The sequence below is a fragment of the Clavibacter sp. A6099 genome, assembly GCF_021919125.1.
Taxonomy (GTDB): Bacteria; Actinomycetota; Actinomycetes; order Actinomycetales; family Microbacteriaceae; genus Clavibacter; species Clavibacter seminis.
Genome location: NZ_CP083439.1, coordinates 1,985,833 through 2,008,934, shown reverse-complemented (window position 1 = coordinate 2,008,934; position 23,102 = coordinate 1,985,833). Strand labels below are relative to the sequence as shown.

Annotated in this window: 22 protein-coding genes and 4 tRNA genes; 20 read left to right on the top strand and 6 right to left on the bottom strand. The window is 71.3% G+C overall.

From position 1 onward, the window contains the following. Positions 1 to 6 precede the first annotated feature (6 nt). Together KYT88_RS09490 and KYT88_RS09485 are read right to left on the bottom strand one after the other, a co-directional pair. Complete coding sequence (locus KYT88_RS09490; RefSeq protein ID WP_043586528.1) at positions 7 to 498, bottom strand: glutathione peroxidase; 492 nt, start codon at positions 496 to 498, stop codon at positions 7 to 9. 108 nt (positions 499 to 606) lie between these two features. Continuing rightward, a complete protein-coding gene (locus KYT88_RS09485) occupies positions 607 to 2,367 on the bottom strand; it encodes a glycerol-3-phosphate dehydrogenase/oxidase (RefSeq protein WP_043586530.1) in 1,761 nt (586 codons plus the stop codon). A gap of 109 nt (positions 2,368 to 2,476) precedes the next feature. Between KYT88_RS09485 and KYT88_RS09480 the strand changes: the two genes are divergently transcribed. Then, on the top strand, positions 2,477 to 3,436 hold the full coding sequence (locus KYT88_RS09480; protein WP_043586532.1) for a sugar-binding transcriptional regulator: 960 nt from the start codon (positions 2,477 to 2,479) through the stop codon (positions 3,434 to 3,436). A gap of 32 nt (positions 3,437 to 3,468) precedes the next feature. Here KYT88_RS09480 and KYT88_RS09475 read toward each other — a convergent pair. Next, a tRNA-Val gene (locus tag KYT88_RS09475) sits at positions 3,469 to 3,541 on the bottom strand. 279 nt (positions 3,542 to 3,820) lie between these two features. Here KYT88_RS09475 and KYT88_RS09470 point away from each other — a divergent pair. The 16 genes from KYT88_RS09470 (at position 3,821) to KYT88_RS09395 (ending at position 17,881) form a co-directional block, all read left to right on the top strand. Continuing rightward, positions 3,821 to 3,892 (top strand) — tRNA-Gly (locus KYT88_RS09470). Positions 3,893 to 3,957: 65 nt separating this feature from the next. Continuing rightward, positions 3,958 to 4,031 (top strand) — tRNA-Cys (locus tag KYT88_RS09465). A 10-nt stretch (positions 4,032 to 4,041) separates the two neighbouring features. Beyond that, a tRNA-Val gene (locus KYT88_RS09460) sits at positions 4,042 to 4,116 on the top strand. A 157-nt stretch (positions 4,117 to 4,273) separates the two neighbouring features. Next, the gene (thrS, locus tag KYT88_RS09455) at positions 4,274 to 6,328 is read left to right on the top strand and encodes a threonine--tRNA ligase (protein WP_051629361.1); all 2,055 of its coding nucleotides are present in this window, start codon (positions 4,274 to 4,276) and stop codon (positions 6,326 to 6,328) included. Positions 6,329 to 6,330: 2 nt separating this feature from the next. Then, a complete protein-coding gene (locus KYT88_RS09450) occupies positions 6,331 to 6,915 on the top strand; it encodes an HIT family protein (RefSeq protein ID WP_051629362.1) in 585 nt (194 codons plus the stop codon). Between the two features lie 13 nt (positions 6,916 to 6,928). Beyond that, entirely contained in the window at positions 6,929 to 7,831 is a 903-nt protein-coding gene (gene pdxS, locus KYT88_RS09445; protein WP_043586535.1) for a pyridoxal 5'-phosphate synthase lyase subunit PdxS, read from the top strand. Next, the gene (gene pdxT, locus KYT88_RS09440; RefSeq protein WP_043586537.1) at positions 7,821 to 8,450 is read left to right on the top strand and encodes a pyridoxal 5'-phosphate synthase glutaminase subunit PdxT; all 630 of its coding nucleotides are present in this window, start codon (positions 7,821 to 7,823) and stop codon (positions 8,448 to 8,450) included. Before pdxS ends, pdxT begins: the two co-directional genes overlap by 11 nt. A 76-nt stretch (positions 8,451 to 8,526) precedes the next feature. Then, positions 8,527 to 9,294 carry a YebC/PmpR family DNA-binding transcriptional regulator gene (locus tag KYT88_RS09435; protein ID WP_043586538.1) on the top strand — a complete coding sequence of 256 codons (768 nt, stop codon included), beginning with the start codon at positions 8,527 to 8,529 and terminating at the stop codon, positions 9,292 to 9,294. A gap of 51 nt (positions 9,295 to 9,345) precedes the next feature. Then, the gene (ruvC, locus tag KYT88_RS09430; protein WP_043586544.1) at positions 9,346 to 9,954 is read left to right on the top strand and encodes a crossover junction endodeoxyribonuclease RuvC; all 609 of its coding nucleotides are present in this window, start codon (positions 9,346 to 9,348) and stop codon (positions 9,952 to 9,954) included. A 16-nt stretch (positions 9,955 to 9,970) separates the two neighbouring features. Further along, the gene (gene ruvA / locus KYT88_RS09425) at positions 9,971 to 10,615 is read left to right on the top strand and encodes a Holliday junction branch migration protein RuvA (RefSeq protein ID WP_043586548.1); all 645 of its coding nucleotides are present in this window, start codon (positions 9,971 to 9,973) and stop codon (positions 10,613 to 10,615) included. Beyond that, the gene (ruvB, locus tag KYT88_RS09420; RefSeq protein ID WP_043586550.1) at positions 10,612 to 11,691 is read left to right on the top strand and encodes a Holliday junction branch migration DNA helicase RuvB; all 1,080 of its coding nucleotides are present in this window, start codon (positions 10,612 to 10,614) and stop codon (positions 11,689 to 11,691) included. The genes ruvA and ruvB overlap by 4 nt, the downstream gene beginning before the upstream one ends. Before the next feature lie 76 nt (positions 11,692 to 11,767). Then, positions 11,768 to 12,151, top strand: a complete 384-nt coding sequence (gene yajC, locus KYT88_RS09415; RefSeq protein WP_237583626.1) for a preprotein translocase subunit YajC — start codon at positions 11,768 to 11,770, stop codon at positions 12,149 to 12,151. Between the two features lie 126 nt (positions 12,152 to 12,277). Next, positions 12,278 to 14,104, top strand: a complete 1,827-nt coding sequence (gene secD / locus KYT88_RS09410; protein WP_043586554.1) for a protein translocase subunit SecD — start codon at positions 12,278 to 12,280, stop codon at positions 14,102 to 14,104. Next, positions 14,104 to 15,114, top strand: coding sequence for a protein translocase subunit SecF (gene secF, locus KYT88_RS09405; RefSeq protein WP_043586559.1), 1,011 nt, complete (start codon positions 14,104 to 14,106; stop codon positions 15,112 to 15,114). The genes secD and secF overlap by 1 nt, the downstream gene beginning before the upstream one ends. Next, positions 15,111 to 15,470: a rhodanese-like domain-containing protein gene (locus KYT88_RS09400; protein ID WP_043586561.1), complete on the top strand. Its 360-nt coding sequence runs from the start codon at positions 15,111 to 15,113 to the stop codon at positions 15,468 to 15,470. Before secF ends, KYT88_RS09400 begins: the two co-directional genes overlap by 4 nt. A gap of 161 nt (positions 15,471 to 15,631) precedes the next feature. Continuing rightward, positions 15,632 to 17,881 (top strand): RelA/SpoT family protein, encoded by a 2,250-nt coding sequence (locus KYT88_RS09395; protein ID WP_012038496.1) that lies wholly within the window; start codon positions 15,632 to 15,634, stop codon positions 17,879 to 17,881. Here KYT88_RS09395 and KYT88_RS09390 read toward each other — a convergent pair. From KYT88_RS09390 to KYT88_RS09380, 3 genes are all read right to left on the bottom strand, one after another. Continuing rightward, the gene (locus KYT88_RS09390) at positions 17,868 to 18,479 is read right to left on the bottom strand and encodes a type IV toxin-antitoxin system AbiEi family antitoxin (protein WP_043586563.1); all 612 of its coding nucleotides are present in this window, start codon (positions 18,477 to 18,479) and stop codon (positions 17,868 to 17,870) included. The two genes, KYT88_RS09395 and KYT88_RS09390, sit on opposite strands and share 14 nt — an antisense overlap. Positions 18,480 to 18,572: 93 nt before the next feature. Beyond that, the gene (locus KYT88_RS09385; RefSeq protein WP_043586566.1) at positions 18,573 to 19,805 is read right to left on the bottom strand and encodes a DUF349 domain-containing protein; all 1,233 of its coding nucleotides are present in this window, start codon (positions 19,803 to 19,805) and stop codon (positions 18,573 to 18,575) included. Between the two features lie 207 nt (positions 19,806 to 20,012). Continuing rightward, positions 20,013 to 20,324: a hypothetical protein gene (locus tag KYT88_RS09380; RefSeq protein ID WP_043586568.1), complete on the bottom strand. Its 312-nt coding sequence runs from the start codon at positions 20,322 to 20,324 to the stop codon at positions 20,013 to 20,015. A 72-nt stretch (positions 20,325 to 20,396) separates the two neighbouring features. Here KYT88_RS09380 and KYT88_RS09375 point away from each other — a divergent pair, with 72 nt between their 5' ends. The 3 genes from KYT88_RS09375 (at position 20,397) to KYT88_RS09365 (ending at position 23,100) form a co-directional block, all read left to right on the top strand. Continuing rightward, a complete protein-coding gene (locus KYT88_RS09375; RefSeq protein WP_081840961.1) occupies positions 20,397 to 21,815 on the top strand; it encodes a replication-associated recombination protein A in 1,419 nt (472 codons plus the stop codon). A 248-nt stretch (positions 21,816 to 22,063) separates the two neighbouring features. Next, complete coding sequence (gene rpsD / locus KYT88_RS09370; protein WP_012038492.1) at positions 22,064 to 22,693, top strand: 30S ribosomal protein S4; 630 nt, start codon at positions 22,064 to 22,066, stop codon at positions 22,691 to 22,693. Positions 22,694 to 22,878: 185 nt separating this feature from the next. Next, on the top strand, positions 22,879 to 23,100 hold the full coding sequence (locus KYT88_RS09365; RefSeq protein ID WP_012038491.1) for a hypothetical protein: 222 nt from the start codon (positions 22,879 to 22,881) through the stop codon (positions 23,098 to 23,100). Positions 23,101 to 23,102: the final 2 nt, after the last annotated feature.

Here is a 23,102-nt window from a genome sequence, read left to right as displayed (position 1 = left end):
TCGGGCTCAGGCGGGCAGCTCGGCCTCGATCAGCGACACGATCTCGGGTGCGTCCGGCTCGACCGTGGGGCGGAAGCGGTGCACGGCGCCCGACGGCGTGACGACGAACTTCTCGAAGTTCCACTTCACGCGGCCGGCCTTCCCGTCCGCGTCGGGCGTCTTCGTCAGCTCCGCGTAGACGGGGTGGGCGGACCGGCCGTTGACCTTGACCTTCTCCATCATCGGGAAGGTGACGCCCCAGGTGGTGGAGCAGTACTCGTCGATGGCCTCCGCGGATCCGAGCTCCTGGAGGAACTGGTTGCTCGGGAAGCCGATGACGGTGAAGCCCCGCTCGCCGTAGGTGCGCTGCAGCTGCTCGAGCTTCTCGTACTGCGGCGCGAGGCCGCAGCGCGAGGCGACGTTGACGACGAGCACGACCTTGTCGGCGTACGCGCCGAACGTGGTGGCCTCGCCCTGGAGGGTGGTGAGCGGGATCGGGTCGAGCCGGGGATTCGTCATGGCCCGAACGTAGCCCCGTCCCCTGACAGCGCCTCCCGATACGGCGAGAGGCCGGTCGCCTCACGGCTACCGGCCTCTCGCATGCGGGCATTCCCGCTGCACGCGCTGCTAGTTCGCGAACTCCGTGACGGTCGCGTCGGCGGCGACCTTCGTCGCGCCCACGTCGACGCCGTGGTACGTGAGCAGGGTGTCTACGGTGTCCTGGATCTCCGCGTCGCGCTCGTCGTCGCTCCAGCCGATGGCCTCCTGCAGGACGTCCGCGATCTCCGCGAGCATCTCGTGCGTCACGCCGCCGACGAACGCGAGGTTCGTGCGACGCAGGACGACGTCGGCGAGGTGCACCGAGTCCTCGTGCGTGGCGAAGTACGCGATCTCGGCGCGCGTCAGCTGCGGGTCGGTCGCCAGCGGCGTCGACGGCTGTCCGGAGAGGACGTCGATGACGCTCGTGGCGCGCGTGCCGTAGCGGTTGAGCAGGCGGTCGACCTGCTCCGTGCCGATGCCCTCGGCGCGAGCGGCCTGCGTGGCGATCCAGCGTGCGCGGGCGGTGCTGGAGGACGGGAAGTCCTTGCCGCCGCCGATGGGCATGCCCGTCGTGTCGACCGAGCGCTCCACGCCGAGCCGCGTGGTGGCCTCGGTCGACAGGTGCGCGGACAGCGCGCGGAACGTCGTCCACTTGCCGCCGACGAGGCTCAGCACCTTGCTGTCGGCGAGGCCCGCGATCTCGGTCTCGACGATGCGGTAGTCGCGCGACACGAAGCCGGGCGCCGTGTCCTCGTGGCGCGGCAGCGGGCGGATGCCCGAGTAGCGGTACACGATGTGGTCGCGGTTCAGCTCGATCTGGGGGAAGACGTGCTTGACGAGGTCGAAGAAGTAGTCGACCTCCTCCTCGGTGCAGACGGCCGGCTCGCTCGGGTCGGCGTCGATGTCCGTCGTGCCGATGAGGACGCGGCCCTTCAGCGGGTAGATGAGGACGATGCGGCCGTCGTTGTTCTCGAAGAAGATCTCGCGGCCCTTGGTCGCCTCGAGCAGCTCGGCGTTGTCGACGACGATGTGCGAGCCCTTGGTGCCGCCCATGAACTTCGTGTCGCCGCCCATGGCCTCGTTGGTGAGGTCGGTCCAGGGGCCGGACGCGTTGACCACGACGTCGGCCGTGACGACGAACTCGGTGCCCGAGATCACGTCGCGCAGCTTCACGCCGCCGTCGGCGACGCCGACGGCCTCTAGGTAGTTGGCGCTGCGGGCGTGGTCGCCGGCGGCGAGGCCGTCCTTCAGCACGTCGAGCGCGAGGCGCTCGGGCTCGTGGACGGAGGCGTCGTAGTAGGTGCCGGTGAACTTGACGTCCTTGTTCAGCGCGGGCATGTCCTCGCGGGCCGCCTTGCCGATGCGGAAGCGGTGGCGCGGGACCGAGCCGCCGTCCCGGGAGAAGGAGTCGTAGAGCGTCATGCCGACGCTGATGAGGAGGGCGCCGCGCTCCTTGGTGGAGCGCTGCTTGTGGGTCAGCATGCGCAGCGGCGCGTTGAGGATCCCGGAGAAGGTGGAGAAGATCGGCATCGTCGTCTGCAGCGGCTTCACGTAGTGCGGCGCGATGCGGATGAGGCCGTTGCGCTCCTCGACGGACTCGCGGACGAGGCGGAACTCGCCGTTCTCGAGGTAGCGGATGCCGCCGTGGATCATGTGCGAGCTCGCCGCCGATGCGCCCGAGCCGTAGTCGGCGCGCTCGACGAGCACGACGTCGACGCCCTGCAGCGCGAGGTCGCGGAACGTCGCGATGCCGTTGATGCCGCCGCCGATGACGAGCACCTTGGCGCTCGGGCGGTCGTGGATGCGGGCGACGTTGTCCCGCAGGTCGGTCTTCTTCGACGTGGTCACGAGGAGGCTTCTCTCTGTTGAGACGTGCATGGTGCGCGTGCTGTCCCTCCATCCTCCGCCCGCGAACGGATTCGACCTAGCCCGTGCACGGATGTGCAAGGCTCGCGTCATGGTCGACGGCATCGCGCACGAGCGCACCCAGGACGCCCTGCGCGCGGCGCACCTCTACTACATGCAGGACCTGACGATGGAGGCCATCGCGCGCGAGCTCGGGACGAGCCGCTCGTCGGTGTCGCGGCTCCTCTCCTTCGCCCGGGAGACGGGGCTCGTGGACATCCAGATCCGGTCGCCGCTCGACCTCGCCACGGTGCTGGGGGAGCAGCTGCACGAGCGCTACGGCGTGGTCGCGCACGTGGTGCCGGTGCCCGACCAGACGAGCGACGTCGACCGCGTCGACCGGGTGGCGCTCTCGGCTGCACGGATGCTCACCCAGTACGTCGACTCGAACATGGTCGTCGGCGTCGCGTGGGGCTCGACCGTGAGCGCGGTGAGCCGCTACCTCGTGCCGAAGCCGACGCACAACACCCTCGTGGTGCAGCTCAACGGGGCCGGCAACGTGCGCACCACGGGGATCATGTACGCGAGCGAGATCCTCCGCCGGTTCGGGCAGGCGTACGGCGCCACGGTGCAGCAGTTCCCGGTGCCGGCGTTCTTCGACGACCCGGCCACCAAGCAGGCGCTGTGGCGCGAGCGGAGCACGAAGCGCGTTCTCGAGCTGCAGGAGCGGATGGACATGGTGCTGTTCGGCGTCGGATCGCCGGTCGCGCTCGTGCCCAGCCACGTCTACTCGGGCGGCTACCTCGAGCGGTCCGACCAGCGCGCGCTCGACGCGGACGGCGTGGTGGGCGACGTCTCCACGGTCTTCTTCCGGGAGGACGGGTCGTCGGCCGACATCGCGATCAACGCGCGGGCGAGCGGCCCGGACCTCGCGACCATCCGCAAGGCGCCTCGGCGCGTGTGCGTCGTCGCCGGCGCATCCAAGGCGCGGAGCGTGCGCGGTGCGCTGGCGGCGGGGCTCGTCACGGACATCGTCCTGGACGAGGGGACGGCACGCGCGCTGCTGACCTGATGCGGTGGGATCCGCCGGATGGACTGCTTCGGTGGGCGATACCGGACTCGAACCGATGACCTCTTCCGTGTGAAGGAAGCGCGCTACCAACTGCGCCAATCGCCCGTGCTCGCACCGCGGACGGTGCGGGTCAATGATGCCATACCGCGGGGGCGGTCGCGGTCACGCGGTGGCCGCGGCGCCCTCCCGGCGGTCCGCCGTCGCGACACGCCCGGGTCGTCTCCGGGTCCGCGTCCACCGGATCCGCGTGAACACGCGGAGAACGGTGGATGAGCGCCGCGACTGCAGCGCTCGGGCGGCCGTCGTTTTGCACCCGCGCCAGGAGATCGGCTAGAGTCATCGAGCACGCAGGGTTGCCGGGAAGCCGGGAGCAGCGAGCGAAATGCGGATGTGGCGCAGTGGTAGCGCATCACCTTGCCAAGGTGAGGGTCGCGAGTTCGAATCTCGTCATCCGCTCGAACAGGGGCCCCGAAGGGGGTCCCTTTCACAAGGTGGGATCCACCTGTGGTGGAAGCACCCAGGGTGGGGTGGCCGAGAGGCGAGGCAGCGGCCTGCAAAGCCGTCCACGCGGGTTCAAATCCCGTCCCCACCTCCAGCAAGTGCATGAGCGATTGGCGCAGCGGTAGCGCGCTTCCCTGACACGGAAGAGGTCGCTGGTTCGATCCCAGTATCGCTCACCACCAGAAGGCCCCGGGAGACCGGGGCCTTCTGCTTTCCCCCGACGGCCACGCCCGTGCGGCCCCGCCGCCGACGCGAGCGGCGCCCCGCCGTCGATGGGGCCTCGTCGCGCGCCGGTAGTCTGGATCGGTTCCCTCCCCGTCCCGCAAGGAGCCCTCAGTGGTAGACGCCGCCCAGCCCGACATCCACGACGAGGCCGCGCCCGCGGAGACGACCGGGCAGCCGGTCGAGGTGACGGAGGCGGGCACCGGGTTCACCCTCTTCAGCGACCGCGCCGTCGTCGCCATGCGCATCGACGGGGAGCTCAAGGACCTCGCGGCGGAGGTCGCCCCGGGCGACGTCGTCGAGCCCGTGCGGATCGACTCGCCCGACGGCCTCGCGATCCTCCGCCACTCGGCGGCGCACGTCATGGCGCAGGCCGTGCAGCAGATCAACCCGGAGGCGAAGCTCGGCATCGGCCCGCCCGTCACCGACGGCTTCTACTTCGACTTCGACGTCGCCGAGCCCTTCACGCCCGAGGACCTCAAGGCCATCTCCAAGAACATGGAGCGCATCATCCGGCAGGGCCAGCGCTTCACGCGCCGCGTCGTCTCCGAGGAGGAGGCCCGCGAGCTCATGGCCGCGGAGCCCTACAAGCTCGAGCTGATCGGCCTCAAGGGCGGATCCAGCGAGGAGCTGGGCGAGGACGGCGAGTCGGTCGAGGTCGGCGGCGCGGAGCTCACGGTGTACGAGAACGTCGACGGGAAGACCGGCGAGGTCTTCTGGCGCGACCTGTGCCGCGGCCCCCACCTGCCGAGCACGCGCATGGTCGGCAACGGCTGGGCGCTCTCGCGCGTCGCCGCCGCCTACTGGCGCGGATCCGAGAAGAACCCGCAGCTGCAGCGCATCTACGGCACGGCGTGGCCCACCAAGGACGAGCTGCGCGCGTACCAGGGCCGCATCGAGGAGGCGCTGAAGCGCGACCACCGCCGCCTCGGCGCGGAGCTCGACCTCTTCTCCTTCCCCGACGAGATCGGCTCGGGCCTCGCGGTCTTCCACCCGAAGGGCGGCATCATCCGCCGCGAGATGGAGGACTACTCGCGTCGTCGGCACGAGGACGGCGGCTACGAGTTCGTGTACTCGCCGCACATCACGAAGTCGAACCTGTTCGAGACGAGCGGCCACCTCGACTTCTACAAGGACGGCATGTTCCCCGCCATGCACCTCGACGAGGCGCGGAACGCGGAGGGCGAGATCACCCGCCAGGGCGCGGACTACTACCTCAAGCCCATGAACTGCCCGATGCACGTGCTGATCTACCGCTCGCGCCAGCGCTCGTACCGCGAGCTGCCGCTGCGCCTGTTCGAGTTCGGCACGGTGTACCGCAACGAGAAGTCCGGGGTCATCCACGGCCTCACCCGCGTGCGCGGCATGACGCAGGACGACGCCCACATCTTCACGACCCGCGAGCGCATGGCGGACGAGCTGAAGGGCACGCTGGAGTTCGTGCTGTCGCTCCTGCGCGACTACGGCCTCGACGACTTCTACCTCGAGCTGTCCACGAAGGACCCGGAGAAGTTCGTCGGATCCGACGAGGTCTGGGAGGAGGCCACCGAGACGCTCCGCCAGGTCGCGGTCGACACGGGCCTCGAGCTCGTGCCGGATCCCGCGGGCGCCGCGTTCTACGGCCCCAAGATCTCCGTCCAGGCGCGCGACGCCATCGGGCGCACGTGGCAGATGTCCACGATCCAGCTCGACTTCAACCTGCCCGAGCGCTTCGGCCTCGAGTACACGGCGAACGACGGCACGCGGAAGCAGCCGGTGATGATCCACCGTGCGCTGTTCGGATCCATCGAGCGCTTCTTCGGCGTGCTCACCGAGCACTACGCGGGCGCGTTCCCGGTGTGGCTGTCGCCCGTGCAGGTCGTCGGCATCCCGGTGGCCGAGGACTACGAGGAGTACCTCGGCGGCGTCCTCGACCGGCTCCGCGCCGAGGGCGTGCGCACGCAGCTCGACACCTCGGATGACCGCATGCCCAAGAAGATCCGCACCCACACCAAGGCGCGCGTGCCGTACCAGCTCATCGCGGGCGAGGACGACCGGGCGGCCGGATCCGTGAGCTTCCGCTTCCGCGACGGCACGCAGGTCAACGGCGTGCCCGTGGCGGAGGCCGTCGAGCGGATCACGGGCGCGATCGCCCGACGCGAGCAGGTGGTGACCGCGTGGCCCGTCTGACGATGTCGGACCACGAGCCCGCGGGAGACGACGAGCGTGGAGAGGTGCGCGTCGACGACCCCGGCCACCTCGCGGGCGTCCCGGACGAGTTCCAGCGCCTGTGGACCCCGCACCGCATGGTCTACATCCAGAAGGGCCAGCAGCCGGATCGCGACGAGTGCCCGTTCTGCATCGCGCCGTCGATGTCGGACGAGGATGCGCTCATCGTCGCGCGGGGCGAGCACGCTTACGTGCTGCTCAATCTCTTCCCGTACAACAGCGGCCACCTGCTCGTCTGCCCGTATCGTCACATCGCGACCTACGACCTCGCGAGCCCCGATGAGGTCTCCGAGATCGGATCCCTCACGCAGACCGCCATGCGGGTCGTGCGCGAGGTGTCGCGGAACGACGGCTACAACATCGGCATGAACCAGGGGCAGGTGGCGGGCGCCGGCATCGCCGAGCACCTGCACCAGCACATCGTGCCGAGGTGGGGGCAGGACGCGAACTTCCTGCCGATCATCGCGAAGACCAAGGCGCTGCCGCAGCTGCTGGGCGACGTGCGCGCATCCATCGCCGCAGCCTGGCCCGCCCCCGCGGGCGAATAGGATAGGGACCACAATGACTGACACCAACACCACCGGACAGGTCGGCTCGAGCCGCGTCAAGCGCGGACTCGCGGAGATGCTCAAGGGCGGCGTCATCATGGACGTCGTCAACGCCGAGCAGGCGCGCATCGCGGAGGACGCGGGAGCGGTCGCCGTCATGGCGCTCGAGCGCGTGCCGGCCGACATCCGCTCGCAGGGCGGCGTCGCCCGCATGAGCGACCCCGACCTCATCGACCAGATCAAGGCCGAGGTGTCCATCCCCGTGATGGCGAAGGCGCGCATCGGCCACTTCGTCGAGGCGCAGGTCCTGCAGTCCCTCGAGGTCGACTACATCGACGAGTCCGAGGTGCTGAGCCCGGCCGACTACGTGAACCACATCGACAAGTGGGGCTTCACCGTCCCCTTCGTCTGCGGTGCCACGACGCTCGGCGAGGCGCTCCGCCGCATCACCGAGGGCGCGGCAATGATCCGCTCCAAGGGCGAGGCGGGCACGGGCGACGTCTCCGAGGCCACCAAGCACATCCGCACCATCAAGTCCGAGATCCGCGCGCTCAGCGCCCTCACGCACGACGAGATCTACGTCGCCGCCAAGGAGCTGCAGGCGCCGTACGACCTCGTGCTCGAGGTGGCGAGGACGGGCCAGCTGCCCGTCGTCCTCTTCACCGCGGGCGGCGTCGCCACCCCGGCCGACGCCGCGATGATGATGCAGCTCGGCGCCGACGGCGTGTTCGTCGGATCCGGCATCTTCAAGTCGGGCAACCCGGTGGCTCGGGCCAAGGCCGTCGTCACCGCGACCGCGCTGTTCAACGACCCCGACGCCATCGCCGAGGCGTCGCGCGGCCTGGGCGAGGCGATGGTCGGGATCAACGTCGCCGACGTCCCCGCCCCGCACCGCCTCGCCGAGCGTGGCTGGTAGCACCGCGGCTCCGCACGTCGACGGCCCTCTCGTGGGCGTCCTCTCGCTGCAGGGTGACGTCCGCGAGCACGTGCGCGTCCTCGAGGGCTTCGGCGCCCGGACGCGGCTCGTGCGCCAGCCGAAGGACCTCCCGGGCCTCTCCGGGCTCGTGATCCCCGGCGGCGAGTCGACGGTGATGGACAAGCTGTCGCGCCAGTTCGGGATCGCGCGGCCGCTGCGTGAAGCCATCGAAGACGGCCTGCCCGTCTACGGGACGTGCGCCGGGCTCATCATGCTGGCCGACGAGATCGTCGACGCGATCCACGACCAGCGCAGCATCGGCGGCCTCGACGTCTCGGTGCGGCGGAACGCGTTCGGATCCCAGACGGCGTCCTTCGAGGTCGACCTCGACGTGCCCGCGCTGGGTGGCCCGCCTGTGCACGCCGTCTTCATCCGCGCACCCGTGGTCGCGTCGGTCGGGCCGGCAGCGTCGACGCTCGCCTCGCTCGACGACGGCCGGGTCGTGGCCGTGCGGCAGGGCGCGCTCCTCGGCACCTCGTTCCACCCGGAGGTCACGGGCGACCTCCGGTTCCACCGCCTCTTCCTCGACATGGTCGAGGACGCGGGCCGCACTCTCTGACCCCTCGGGTCGCAGTCGGCGTGCCCCGATGGTCCATCATTGACAGCGAGCAGACGCCGCGTAAGGAGAACCACCCGTGTCCGGACATTCCAAGTGGGCGACCACGAAGCACAAGAAGGCGATCATCGACTCGCGGCGCGCCAAGTCGTTCGCGAAGCTGATCAAGAACATCGAGGTCGCGGCGAAGATCGGCGGCGCCGACATGTCCGGCAACCCGACCCTCGTGGACGCGGTGCAGAAGGCCAAGAAGACCAGCGTCCCGAACGACAACATCGACCGGGCGGTGAAGCGCGGAGCGGGGCTGCTCGGCGAGGTCGTCGACTACCAGACGATCATGTACGAGGGCTACGCAGCCAACGGCGTCGCGATGCTCGTCGAGTGCCTCACCGACAACAAGAACCGCGCGGCCGCCGAGGTCCGCACGGCCATGAGCCGCAACGGCGGCACGATGGCCGACCCGGGCAGCGTCGCCTACAACTTCCACCGCAAGGGCGTCATCGCGGTGCCGCACGCCGATGCCCCGACCGAGGACGACGTGCTCGCGGCGGTCCTCGACGCGGGCGCCGAGGACGTGACCGACCACGGCGAGGTGTTCGAGATCCGCTGCGAGCCGTCCGACATGGTCGCCGTGCGCCAGGCGCTGCAGGACGCGGGCATCGACTACGACTCCGCCGACGTGGAGTTCGTGCCGCAGGTCAAGGTCGAGGTCGACCTCGAGACCGCCCGCAAGGTCAACAAGCTCGTCGACGCCATGGAGGACCTGGACGACGTGCAGAACATCTACGTCAACAGCGACGTGCCCGCCGACGTGCAGGCCGCGCTGGACGACGACGACGAGGAGTAGGACCCCATCGCCGGCGCGCGGGGGAGCGGCGCGGCCGGCTCCGGGCCGTCCGTGCGGATCCTCGGGATCGACCCCGGACTGACGCGCTGCGGCGTCGGCGTGGTCGACGTCTACGCCGACCGCTCGGCCCGGCTCGTGGACGTGCAGGTCGTCCGCACGAGCCCGACGGCCGAGCTGCACCACCGGCTGCTCGCGGTCGGCGACGGCATCGAGGAGCTCGTGGACCGGCACCGACCGTCCGTCGTCGCCATCGAGCGCGTCTTCGCGCAGGACAACCTGTCGACCGTGATGGGTGTCGCGCAGATCACGGGCGTCGCCCTCGTGGGCGCGGCGCGGCGCGGGCTCGACGTCGCGCTGCACACGCCGAGCGAGGTCAAGGCCGCCGTCACCGGGTACGGGCAGGCGGACAAGAAGCAGGTGGCGACGATGGTCGCGCGCATCCTCGGCCTCGACGAGCTGCCGACCCCCGCCGACGCGTCCGACGCCCTCGCCCTCGCGATCTGCGCCGGCTGGCGCGCGGGGATGTCGCGCGCCGGCATCGCGGGGACCCCGTCGCCGGCGCCGCGCGCGAGCGGCGCCGACGCCGCTGCGGGTGCCGGGCCGACGACGGCCCAGGCCGCGTGGCTCGCGGCCGAGCGTGCGCAGCGGGGTCGGCGCTAGCTCGTAGGGTTGGGGCGTGATCTCCTCCCTCCGCGGCACCGTGCTGTCCGTCTCCGGTCAGACCCTCCTGCTGGAGGTGCACGGGGTGGGCTACGGCGTCTCGGTGACGCCGCGCCACGCGATCGAGCTGCGGCACGGATCCGAGGCCACCGTGCTCACCTCGCTGGTCGTCCGCGAGGACTCACTCACGCTCTTCGGCTTCCCGGGGCCCGACGAGCTGCGCGCCTTCGAGCTGCTCTGCGGCGTCACGGGCGTCGGCCCGAAGTCGGCCCTCGCCGTGCTCGAGCACCTGGATCCGGAGGCCATGGCCCAGGCCGTCGCCGCGGAGGACGACGCCGCCTTCCGCCGCGTGTCGGGCATCGGACCGAAGACCGCCAAGCTCATCGTCCTGCACCTGGCGGGGAAGCTGTTCGTCACGCAGCCGCGCAGCCGCTCGACGGGATCCGCCGCCTCGACGGTCACGGCCGATGTCGTCACGGCCCTCATCGGCCTCGGCTGGTCGGAGCGCGTGGCCCGCACCGCGGTCGACGACGCCGCCGCCGCGGCGGCGGATCAGGGGCTGCCCGCCGACATGCCCCGCCTGCTGCGCGTCGCGCTCGGCATGCTCGGGCCGCAGCAGCCCGCGGGCGCGGCCCCGACCGGTCAGGCGGCCGACCGGTGAGCGGGCTCGCGCACGGTGACGCGTCCAGCCCCGTCCCGGAGTCCGACGCCGAGCTCGCCTTCGAGGGCGCGCTCCGCCCCCGGTCGCTCTCCGAGTTCGTCGGGCAGGTCAAGGTGCGCGGTCAGCTGGAGCTGCTGCTCACCGCCGCGGCCATGCAGAACCGCTCGCCCGACCACATCCTGCTCGCGGGACCGCCCGGGCTCGGCAAGACGACGCTCGCCATGATCGTGGCCGAGGAGAGCCGTCGACCCCTGCGGCTCACCAGCGGCCCCGCCATCCAGCACGCGGGCGACCTCGCGGCCGTGCTGTCCGCGCTGGTGCCGGGCGAGATCCTGTTCGTCGACGAGATCCACCGCATGGCGCGCTCCGCCGAGGAGATGCTGTACCTCGCCATGGAGGACTACCGCATCGACATCATGGTGGGCAAGGGCGCGGGCGCGACCTCCATCCCGCTGGAGCTGTCGCCCTTCACGCTGGTGGGCGCGACGACGCGCTCGGGCATGCTGCCGAGTCCGCTCCGCGACCGCTTCGGCTTCACCGCCCACCTCGAGTTCTACGAGACGCACGAGCTCGAGCAGGTGATCGAGCGCGCCGCCCGCATGCTGCACCTGGAGATCGAGCACGAGGCGGTCGCGGAGATCGCCGGCCGGTGCCGAGGGACCCCTCGCATCGCGAACCGCCTGCTCCGCCGGGTGCGCGACTACGCCCTCGTGCACGGGACCGAGGCCGGCCTCGAATCCGTGCGCGCGGCGCTCGACCTCTACGACGTGGATCCGCTCGGCCTCGACCGGCTCGACCGCGCCGTCATGCGCGGCATCCTCACGCGCTTCGGCGGCGGGCCCGTCGGGCTCAACACCCTCGCCGTGTCGGTGGGGGAGGAGGCGGAGACGATCGAGTCGGTCGTCGAGCCGTTCCTCGTCCGCATCGGCCTGGTGACGCGGACGCCGCGCGGGCGCGTCGCCACGCCGGCCGCATGGGAGCACTTCGGGCTCGAGGCCCCCGCGGCGCCGGGCGCTCCCGCCCGCGCATCGGGTGCGCCAGGTGCCGCCGGGGCCCTCTTCGGCGATGAACTATGATTCAAGCTGGCCTCCCGCGGAACGTCGCCGGTTCGTCGTGTCCGTCACCTCCCAGCATCTGAAAGGCCCGTCCCGCATGGACCCGTTCACCTTGATCATGTTCGCCGTCCTGGCGCTGCTCATCTTCTTCATGTTCCGCAACAGCCGGAAGCGCCAGAAGGACCTCGCGGCGCTGCAGACGCAGATGGTCCCCGGTGCCGAGGTCATGACCGCGTCCGGCATCTACGGCACGCTCGTCTCCTTCGACGAGGAGAACAACCTCGCCTACCTCGAGGTCTCGCCCGGCACGGTGCTGAAGCTGCACCGCCAGACCATCGCCCGCGTGGTCGAGCCGACCGTCGCCGACGACGCCTCCGTCCTCGTGGACGACGCTCCCGCCGCGGACTCGGTCGACGAGACCGGCACGACGGACGCGACGCGCCGCCTCGACGACGGCGACGCCCCCACCGCGCGCTCCTGATCCTCCGGCGGGCGGCCACCGGTCGCCCGCCCCTCCGGGCGGCTCCTCGCCCGGACCCGCTCACCCCTCCATCCGGAGCGCCGCGCGGATCCCGCCGGCCCACCGCGAAGAAAGTCGAGTGTCCAGGTGGCCAAGTCGCCCACACCGGTACGCAAGGCCAGGCGCAAGCTCATCTGGCTGCTGGTCATCATCGGCCTCCTGGCCGGCGGCAACGCCGCGAGCGTCGCGTTCAGCAACGGGTCATGGAGCCCGAAGCTCGCGCTCGACCTCGAGGGCGGCACGCAGATCATCCTCGCGCCGCAGCTGGACGGGGCCTCCTCCGGGCCCACGAGCGAGCAGCTCGCCCAGGCGGTCTCGATCATCCGCCAGCGCGTCGACGCGAGCGGCGTCTCCGAGGCGGAGATCACCACGCAGGGCGGCAGCAACATCGTCGTCAGCCTTCCCGGTGAGCCCGACGCGGCGACCATGCAGCGCCTGCAGTCCTCGGCCAAGCTCGAGCTGCGCCCCGTGCTCATCGGCGCGGCCGGCACGGCGTCGGTCGCGCCGACGCCGACGCCCGCGCCCACCGACGGCTCGGCGCCTGCGGACGGCACGACGCCGACCGACGGCTCCACCCCCGCGGCCGAGGCGCCCGCCGCCGCGGCCACCCCGGATCCCTCCACCCTCTCCGACGAGCCGACCGCCGAGCCCACCGGCCCGAGCGACGTCTCCTGGGTCACGCCGCGCCTCCAGGCGGAGTTCGCCGCCTACGACTGCGCGACGGCCCCCGAGGACGACGGGCAGGCGGCACCCGCCGACCGCGCGATCATCGCCTGCTCCGACGACGGCGCCGCGAAGTACGTCCTCGGCCCGGTCGAGGTCGACGGCAGCACCATCTCCGACGCCACGAGCGGCCTCCAGCAGTCGAGCCAGGGCGTCAGCACCGGCACGTGGTCGGTCAACCTGGTCTTCGACGGCGACGGCACGAAGCAGTTCGGCGACATGTCGACCCGCCTGATCACGCTCGAGTCGCCGCGCAACCAGTTCGCGTTCGTGCTCGACAACGAGGTCATCTCCGCCCCGGTCACGCAGGGCGTCGTGACCAACGGCAAGCCCTCCATCACGGGCAACTTCACGCAGGAGAGCGCCAAGGCGCTGGCCGACCAGCTCAAGTTCGGCGCCCTGCCGCTCAGCTTCACGCTGCAGAGCTCGGATGTCATCTCGGCGACGCTCGGATCCTCGCAGCTCACCAGCGGTCTGATCGCGGGGCTCATCGGCCTCGTGCTCGTGGTGCTGTACTCGCTCGTGCAGTACCGGGCCCTCGGCATGGTCACCATCGCGTCGCTGGTGATCGCCGCGGTGATCACCTACCTCCTGATCACGCTGCTCAGCTGGCGGGAGGGGTATCGGCTGTCGCTCGCCGGGGTGGCAGGGCTCATCGTGGCCATCGGAATCACAGCGGACTCGTTCATCGTCTACTTCGAGCGCATCAAGGACGAGCTGCGCGACGGCCGCGGACTCGTCTCGTCGGTCGAGCAGGGATGGAAGCGCGCGCTGCGCACGATCATCGCGTCCGACACGGTCAACTTCCTCGCGGCGGCGGTGTTGTTCATCCTCGCCGTGGGCAACGTCAAGGGCTTCGCGCTCACGCTGGGGCTCACGACGATCATCGACCTCATCGTCGTCTCGCTCTTCACGCACCCGATCCTGCAGCTGCTCGCGAACCGGCGCTTCTTCGCCGAGGGCCACCGCATGAGCGGGCTCGACCCGCGGGCGCTCGGCGCGGTGTACCGGGGCCGCGCCACGTTCCGCACCCCCACCGCCACCACCGGACGCGGTGCCGCAGCGGCCAAGGAGGCGGCGCGCCGGCAGACCATCGCCGAGCGCAAGGCCGCCCAGGGCCAGGCGACCGGATCCACGAAGACCGCGACGATCGACGCGCCGCGGGCCGACGACACGAGCAGGGACGACTGATGGCTGGCTTCTCCGAGTTCGGCAACGACCTCTACACGGGCAAGCGCTCGTTCGACATCGTCGGTCGCCGCCGTCTCTGGTACTCCATCGCGGCGATCTGCATCCTCATCTCCGTCCTGGGGCCGCTCGTGCGCGGCGGCTTCACGTTCGGCATCGAGTTCACGGGCGGATCCGAGTACACGGTGAGCGGGGTGCAGTCGCAGTCGCAGGACATCGCCAGCGACGCCGTCGCCACCGTGACCCCGGTGCCGGCTCGCGTGTCGTCGGTCGGGTCCGACGGGGTCCGCGTCCAGACCGACCAGCTGCAGCCCGCGGACAGCTCCGCCGTGCGGCAGGCGCTCGCGACGGCGTACGGCGTCGAGACGTCCAGCGTCACCGAGTCCTTCATCGGGCCGTCCTGGGGACAGGACATCACCCGCCAGGCGCTCTGGGGCCTCGTGGTCTTCCTCGCGCTGGCCGCGGTCGTCATGTCGGTCTACTTCCGCACCTGGAAGATGTCCGTCGCGGCGATCATCGCCCTCCTGCACGACCTCGTCCTCACCGCCGGCATCTACGGCATCACGGGCTTCGAGGTCACGCCCGCTGCCGTCATCGGCTTCCTCACGATCCTCGGGTACTCCCTCTACGACACCGTCGTGGTGTTCGACAAGATCCGGGAGAACACGGCGGAGGACGGGCAGGAGTCGCGGCGGACGTTCGCGCAGTCCGTGAACCTCGCGGTCAACCAGACCCTGGTGCGGTCCATCAACACGTCGATCGTCGCCATCCTCCCGGTCGGGTCGATCCTCTTCATCGGCGCCGTCGTGCTCGGCGCCGGCACCCTGCGCGACATCGCGCTGTCGCTGTTCATCGGCATCATCGTCGGCACCTACTCGACGATCTTCATCGCGGCTCCGCTCTACGCGCACCTCCGTGAGGGCGAGCCGAAGGTGAAGCGCGGCGACGCCCTCGCGGCATCGGCCGCGAGCCGCGCCCAGGCCGAGCGCGCCGCCGTGACGGTGGAGTCGTGACGAGCGCGCAGGGCGCTGGCGTCCCCGAGGACCTCGACGCCGCCACCGCCAAGGCCCGCACCACCACGGGTGAGTCCTGGCTCCTCGACGTGCGCGAGCCCGATGAGTGGGAGGCCGGCCACTCCGCCGTCGCCCACCACATCCCGATGGGCGAGCTCGAGGCGCGCGTCGGCGAGATCCCGACCGACCAGCACATCGCGGTCGTCTGCCGCTCCGGCCACCGGTCGGCCATCGCCACGCAGGCTCTGCTGCGCGGCGGGTTCGCGGCCTCCAACATCACGGGCGGCATGCACGCGTGGTCCGAGATGGGCGGCGACGTCGTCACCGACGACGGGCAGCCCGGCCGCGTCGCCTGATCGGGGACGCCCGCATCGCCCGAGCCTGACGGCCGCCCCGCGCGTCCTCAGGTGACGCGCTCGGGCATGCCCAGGGTGCGTCGCCGGCAGCCCGCCTGTGGTCGGGAGCTCTCGGGCGCGGTGATAATTTGGTCTCCAGCACACGCCTGGGAGGCTGAACGATGACGGAGACGACCTCGAGCACGGCTTCCCTCCGGCGCCTGGTGCCCCGCCTCTTCTCCCGGGCGCAGCCGGCCGGTGCCGTGGAGCAGCTCATCCGCACCGCGCGCCTGCACCACCCCAAGGCCGACATGAGCCTGATCGAGCGGGCCTACGCCGTCGCCGAGCGGGCGCACGAGGGCCAGAAGCGCAAGAGCGGCGAGCCGTACATCACCCACCCGGTCGCGGTCGCGCAGATCCTCGCGGACCTCGGCATCGGACCCAAGACGCTCGCGGCCGCCCTCCTCCACGACACGGTCGAGGACACCGAGTACACGCTCGACATGCTCCGCCACGACTTCGGCGATGAGATCGCCATGCTCGTCGACGGCGTGACCAAGCTCGACAAGCTGAAGTACGGCGACAGCGCCCAGGCGGAGACGGTGCGCAAGATGGTCGTCGCGATGTCGAAGGACATCCGGGTCCTCGTGGTCAAGTTGGCCGACCGCCTGCACAACGCGCGCACGTGGGGGTTCGTCGAATCCGCGTCCGCCGAGCGGAAGGCCAAGGAGACCCTCGAGATCTACGCGCCGCTCGCGCATCGCCTCGGCATCTCGACCATCAAGTGGGAGCTCGAGGACCTCTCGTTCGCGGTGCTCTACCCGAAGATCTACGTCGAGATCGAGAACCTCGTCAAGCAGCGCACCCCGCAGCGCGAGGAGTTCGTGCAGCAGGTGATCGACAGCGTCAACGACGACCTCCGCGCCGCCAAGATCCGCGGGAAGGTGGCCGGCCGGCCGAAGCAGTACTACTCGATCTACCAGAAGATGGTCGTGCGCGGCCGCGAGTTCGACGAGATCTACGACCTCGTCGGGATCCGCGTCCTGGTCGACTCGCTGCGCGACTGCTACGCCGTGCTCGGCGCGATCCACGCCCGCTGGACCCCTGTGCCCGGGCGCTTCAAGGACTACATCGCCACGCCCAAGTTCAACCTCTACCAGTCGCTGCACACGACGGTGATCGGGCCCAAGGGCCGCCCGGTCGAGATCCAGATCCGCACGCACGAGATGCACCAGCGCGCAGAGTTCGGCGTCGCGGCGCACTGGAAGTACAAGGAGCGCATGAACGGCGGGCGCACCCCCGAGGTCTCGCCGCAGGGGGACACCGACCTCGCCTGGCTCGCGCACATCTCCGACTGGCAGTCGGAGACCGCGGATCCCGGGGAGTTCCTCGACTCGCTGCGCTTCGAGATCGGCGCGAAGGAGGTCTACGTCTTCACCCCGCACGGCAAGGTCATCGGCCTGCCCGCCGGCGGGACGCCCGTGGACTTCGCCTACGCCGTGCACACGGACGTCGGCCACCGCACGATGGGCGCCAAGGTGAACGGGCGGCTCGTGCCGCTCGAGAACCCGCTCACCACGGGCGACGTGGTGGAGGTGTTCACGTCCAAGAACCCCGACAGCGGACCGAGCAAGGACTGGCTCGCGTTCGTGAAGAGCGCTCGGGCGCGCAACAAGATCAAGCAGTGGTTCACCAAGGAGCGCCGCGAGGAGGCGATCGAGCAGGGCAAGGACGCCATCGCCCGCGCCATGCGCAAGCAGAACCTCCCGCTGCAGAAGCTCATGAACCAGGATGCGTTCTCGGACGTGGCGCAGAGCATGAAGTACGACGACGTCGCGGCGCTCTACGCCGCCGTCGGCGAGGGTCACGTCTCGACCCAGTCGGTGATCGAGAAGGTGCTGTCATCGATCCAGGGCGACAGCGGTGGCGAGGCCGAGGAGGTCTTCGCGGTCACGCAGCGTTCGCGGGTATCGCGCAACAGCGACTCCGGGGTCCTCGTGCGCGGGGCGCCGGACATCCTCGTGAAGCTCGCCAAGTGCTGCACGCCCGTGCCCGGGGACGAGATCATCGGGTTCGTGACGCGCGGTGCGGGGGTCTCCGTGCACCAGGCCAACTGCCACAACGTCGACTCCCTCCGCGCGGAGCCCGATCGCATGATCGAGGTGGAGTGGGCGCCGTCGTCCAAGAGCCTGTTCCTGGTGCACATCCAGGTCGAGGCGCTGGATCGCTCGGGCCTCCTCAGCGACGTGACGCGCGTGCTGTCGGAGCACCACGTCAACATCCTCTCCGCGTCCGTCTCGACGTCGTCCAACCGGCTCGCGATCAGCCGCTTCGTGTTCGAGATGGGCGACGTCACGCACCTCGACCGCGTTCTCAACGCGGTGCGCCGCATCGATGCCGTGTACGACGTGTACCGGGTCAACGGCGGCTGACGGGGTCTGTCTCCTGCCCGCTCCCCGCGTGGGCAGAGGCGGCTGCCGCGTGGCTGCCCAGCGCATCGAGACGGGCCAGCGCACGGCGCTTGTCGGGGAGGGCGCCCGACGCGGCCAGGTGCTCCCGGGCTGCCGCGTCCGTCACCCCGGGCAGCGCGAGCAGCCCGAGGCACGCGGCCTCGTGGGTCGGGGAGAAGTCGGCGACCGTGCGCGCGATGTCGCACAGCGTCCGCAGGGGCGTGGTCACGCGGAGGCCGGCCAGCACGACGGTGTCACGCTCGTCGAGCACGACCTCGCGGATGCGCACGTTGCGGAGCGCCGGCGGATGGCAGCGCGCGACGCTGTCGACGCAGTACTCGTGCGTGCGCGGCGGGGTGCGGACGGCGCCGTGCACCCAGGCCGCCGTCGACCGCTCGGCGATCAGCCGCGAGGGGACCTGCGCGGCGAGCGCCGCGGCGCGGAGCCAGGGCGAGGCCAGCTCGTCGACGGGGGAGTAGCAGGCGTCGACCTCGTACACCTCGCCGTCGAGGCGGGCGGAGCAGAGCTCGGCGAGCGGGAGGTCGAGGACGGACAGGACGGGGGCGAGTCGGGGTGACATGGGCGCACCATGCCATCGGGCACGGGGCGACGGGCGACGGCCCGGGATCCTGTGGAGGATCCCGGGCCGTCGCCGCGCTGCGGAGGGGGCGGGCTAGGAGCCGAGAGCGTCCAGCCACACTCGGCGGGCGGCGAGGGCCTCCTCGGCGTCCTTGATGCGTCGCGCGTCGCCGTCGGCCTTGGCCGCGTCGAGCTCGCGCTGCAGCTTGTCGATGGCGGCGCCGAGCTGCGAGGCGAGCCCCTCGGAGCGCGCCTTCGTCTCCGGGTTGTTCTTGCGCCAGAACTCCTCGTCCAGGGTGCGCACGTGCGTCTCCACCTTGCGCAGGCGATCCTCGACGGTCTTGACGCTGTCCCGCGGCACGCGACCGATCGCGTCCCAGCGCAGCTGGACGGCGGTGAGCTTGTCACGTGCGGCCGTGCGCTCCGTGATCTGGAGGATGGGCTCGGCCTCGTCGAGGAGTGCGAGCTTGGCCTGGAGGTTGGCCTGCTGCTCCTCGTCGTCCGCCGCGTCGACCTCGGCCTTGGCGCCGTAGAGCACGTCGCCCGCCGCCTTGAACTGCGCCCACAGGGCGTCGTCGTAGCGCTTGCCCGCGCGTCCGGCGAGCTTCCACTCGTCGAGGAGGCGACGGTAGGCGGGGATGCCGCCGACGCCCTGCGGCTCGAGGGCGCGTGCCTGCTCGACGATGGCCTGCTTCTTCGAGCGGGCGTCCTTGTGGGCGTTGTCGAGCTCGGCGAAGAAGGCCTTGCGCTCGGTGTCGATGGTGGAGCGAGCGGTGCGGAAGCGCTTCCAGAGCTCGTTGGCGTCGTTCTTCGGGAGCCGGGGCCCCGTCTGCTGGTGCTGCTGCCACCGGCCGAACAGCGCGTCGACCTCGGCCGTCAGCTGCTTCCACTGGACCTTCGAGAAGTCCTGGCTCGCGAGGCGCTCGGTCTCCTCCACGATGGCGGTGCGCTCGGCGATGGCGCCCTGCACCACCTGGCGCTGCTCCTCGCCCTGCTTCTCGGTGAGCTCGCCGACGGTGGCGGCGAGGACGTCGAGACGCGTGCGGAGCGCGGCGAGGTCGCCGACGGCGTTCGCGCCGTCCACGGCCTCGATGAGGTGCGCGACCGCCTTGGAGACGTCGGTGGCGGGGGCACCGCGCTTGGCGCGCTGCTCCAGCAGCGTGACCTGCCCGGCGAGGTCCGTGAACTTGCGCTGGAAGTAGGCCAGCGCCTCCTCGGGGGTCCCGTCGGGGTACTGGCCGACGGCGCGTTCGCCGTCGCCCTCGCGCAGGAAGACGGTGCCCGTCTCGTCGACGCGGCCCCAGGGGGTCTGATCGTTGTCAGCCACGGATTTCACCTTGTTCGTAGGACCGGCCGGACCGGTGCGGAGACGTGCACGTCAGCCTAGAGCACGCCCTCCGCGGGGGATCCTCCCGGGGCGGGCGCTGGCCGACCTGTCGATCATGCCCCAGGGCGGGGCGGGCCTGCGCGGGCTCGGCGCCGATCGGCCTCGGCTCGCAGACGCTCGTGAGGACCCGTCGGCCGGATCGGCGGCTCAGGGCGTCGGGGTCGCCTCGGGCGCGGGGGTGGTGTCAGCGGGCGGCGTGACGTCCGGCGTCGTGCGCGCGGGGGCGTCGGGGGACGCGGGGGTGGAGGAGGTCGGGACGGGCGCCGGAGCGCCGGGGCCCGCCTCGTACGCGAGCTGCGCGCCGATCGCGAGCGCGGCGACGAGGACCACGGCGACGACCGCGGCCAGGTCGTCGCGACGGCGGCGTCGGACGGCGCGGGCGTGGAGCTCCTGGCGGGCCGCGTAGCGGCGGAGCCGGGCCTGCGCCTCGCGGGCTGCGCGGTCGTTCCTGGGGGCCACGGCGTCCTCCGGTCGGTCCCGCCCGAGGCGGCGGTACGGGAACCATAGCCGGTCGCGCCTACCATCGAGACCATGACCGACACGCGACCGGGCCTCCGTTCGGGGGCGACGCCCCTGGCCGTCCGGATGCGTCCCCGCAGCCTCGACGAGGTCACCGGCCAGCGTCACCTCCTGGCCCCGGGCTCGCCCCTCGTGAGCCTGGCGTCGGACGTGGCCGGGGAGCAGGGCTCGGTCTCGATCATCCTGTGGGGCCCGCCCGGTACGGGCAAGACGACGCTCGCGCAGGCCATCGCGCACGGATCCAGCCGCCGCTTCGTCGAGCTCTCGGCCGTGACCGCCGGCGTCCGCGACGTGCGGCAGGTGATGGAGAAGGCGCTCAGCGACCGCGACCTCTTCGGCGTCTCGACCGTGCTCTTCCTCGACGAGATCCACCGCTTCACCAAGGCCCAGCAGGACGCGCTGCTGCCGGGCGTGGAGAACGGGTGGGTGATCCTCATCGCGGCCACCACCGAGAACCCGTCCTTCTCCGTCATCTCGCCGCTCCTCTCCCGGAGCCTCCTGCTGACGCTGGAGCAGCTCGACGACGACGACCTCGGCGTGCTCGTGGACCGCGCCGTCGCCGACGACCGGGGCCTCGGCGGACGGTTCGCGCTCGACGACGACGCGCGGGCCATGATCATCCGGCTCGCGTCCGGCGACGCCCGGCGCGCGCTGACGGCGCTCGAGGCGGCAGCCGTCTCGGCGCAGGCGGACGCGTCGGGCAAGGCGCGCGCGGCGGCCGACGGGCAGGAGGACGACGACGAGGACGACGACCCAGACGGCGTCGACCACGGGCCCGCCGAGGATCCCGCGCCCGTGACGATCTCCACGGAGCAGGTGGCGCTCGCGGTCGACCGGGCCCTGCTCCGCTACGACCGCAACGGCGACGAGCACTACGACGTCATCAGCGCCTTCATCAAGTCGATCCGCGGGTCCGACGTCGACGCCGCGCTGCACTACCTGGCGCGGATGATCGAGGCGGGGGAGGACCCGCGCTTCATCGCCCGGCGGATCATCGTCTCCGCCTCGGAGGACATCGGGCTCGCCGACCCGCAGGCGCTCGTGGTCGCGGTCGCGGCCGCCGACGCGGTGCAGCTCATCGGCATGCCGGAGGGGCGGATCCCGCTGGCGCAGGCGGTCGTGCACCTCGCGACCGCGCCCAAGTCGAACGCCTCCTACCTCGGCATCGACCAGGCCATCGCGGACGTGCGCGCGGGCGCCTTCGGCCGCGTGCCCCTCCACCTCCGCGACGCGCACTACCCGGGCGCGAAGCGACTCGGCCACGGCAAGGGCTACCGCTATCCCCATGACGCGGACATCGGCGTCGTGACGCAGCAGTACCTCCCGGACGAGCTCGTCGGCCGCACCTACTACTCGCCCACGCAGCACGGGTACGAGCGCGACCTCTCGGCCCGGCTCGAGAAGCTGCGCCGCATCGTCCGCGGGGGCTGATCCCGCCGCGGCCCATCCCCGGGATCGCACCGATCGCGTGCTACGCTTGCTGACGCCTAGATGGGGTGTCGCGTGCGGCTGCGTCGACATCCAGATCCAAGGGACACGTCCTGTAGCCGGACGACCCGTGGCGAATCCCTCTACTTCCGCAGGACCCGCATCAGCGGGATCGATCGTCGCGCGCCCATGCGTGTGCGCGGACGCCCTGCATCATCCGTAGTCAGAGACTTTCTCCCTGGAAGGAAAACGTGTCCACCAAGTCACGCACCCGCAGCAAGACCCGCCTCTCCCGCGCGCTGGGCATCCCGCTCACGCCGAAGGCGGCCAAGTACCTCGAGAAGCGCCCCTACGCGCCGGGCGAGCACGGCCGGTCCAAGCGCAAGCAGGACAGCGACTACGCCGTCCGCCTCCGCGAGAAGCAGCGTCTGCGCGCCCAGTACGGCATCCGCGAGGCCCAGCTCAAGATCGCCTTCCAGGAGGCGCGTCGCACGCAGGGCCTGACCGGTGAGAACCTCGTCGAGATCCTCGAGCAGCGCCTCGACGCGCTCGTCGTCCGCTCCGGCCTCGCGCGCACCACGGCGCAGGCCCGCCAGCTCGTCGTGCACCGCCACATCATGGTCGACGGCAAGATCGTCGACCGTCCCTCCTTCCGCGTGAAGGCCGGCCAGATGATCCACGTCAAGCCGCGCTCCGAGGGCACCGAGCCCTTCCAGGTCGCCGCCGCCGGCGGTCACGCCGACGTGCTGCCGAAGCTCCCCTCGTACCTCGAGGTCGAGCTCGACAAGCTCCAGGCCCGCCTCGTGCGCCTGCCGAAGCGCGCCGAGGTCCCCGTGACCTGCGAGGTCCAGCTGGTCGTCGAGTACTACGCGGCCCGCTAGCCCCACCGCACCACCGTCCGCGAGGCGGGTCGCCCATCCGGGCGGCCCGCCTCGCGTCGTATCCGGGCGGCCCTGCGGCCGCGACGACCCGACCCGGCCCGGGCGGCGCGGGGCCCGGCCGGTAGGATCGCCCTCGGCCCCGAAGGCCGCCAGCCCGTCGCGTCACCTCCCGGAAGGGGAGCAGCATGAAGAACCTCGTCCTCATCGTCGTGGGGGTCGTCATCGGCTTCGCGGTCGCCCACGTGGTCGACCGCACCCCCGCCGGGCACCGCCTGTTCCAGGACGTCGACGCCCGGGCCCGCCGGTTCGGCGAGTCCGTCGAGCACGGCTACCGCCGCCGCGAGGCCGAGCTGCGCTCCGCCGTGGGCGAGGCCGAGGACACCATCACCGAGCTGGGAAAGCAGTAGAC

Coding starts and splice junctions, on each gene's coding strand:
- KYT88_RS09490 (WP_043586528.1), bottom strand. CDS start 498: ATGACGAATCCCCGGCTCGACCCGATCCCGCTCACCACCCTCCAGGGC.
- KYT88_RS09480 (WP_043586532.1), top strand. CDS start 2,477: ATGGTCGACGGCATCGCGCACGAGCGCACCCAGGACGCCCTGCGCGCG.
- KYT88_RS09450 (WP_051629362.1), top strand. CDS start 6,331: ATGTCGGACCACGAGCCCGCGGGAGACGACGAGCGTGGAGAGGTGCGC.
- pdxS (WP_043586535.1), top strand. CDS start 6,929: ATGACTGACACCAACACCACCGGACAGGTCGGCTCGAGCCGCGTCAAG.
- yajC (WP_237583626.1), top strand. CDS start 11,768: ATGGACCCGTTCACCTTGATCATGTTCGCCGTCCTGGCGCTGCTCATC.
- secF (WP_043586559.1), top strand. CDS start 14,104: ATGGCTGGCTTCTCCGAGTTCGGCAACGACCTCTACACGGGCAAGCGC.
- KYT88_RS09395 (WP_012038496.1), top strand. CDS start 15,632: ATGACGGAGACGACCTCGAGCACGGCTTCCCTCCGGCGCCTGGTGCCC.
- KYT88_RS09390 (WP_043586563.1), bottom strand. CDS start 18,479: ATGTCACCCCGACTCGCCCCCGTCCTGTCCGTCCTCGACCTCCCGCTC.
- KYT88_RS09375 (WP_081840961.1), top strand. CDS start 20,397: ATGACCGACACGCGACCGGGCCTCCGTTCGGGGGCGACGCCCCTGGCC.
- KYT88_RS09365 (WP_012038491.1), top strand. CDS start 22,879: ATGAAGAACCTCGTCCTCATCGTCGTGGGGGTCGTCATCGGCTTCGCG.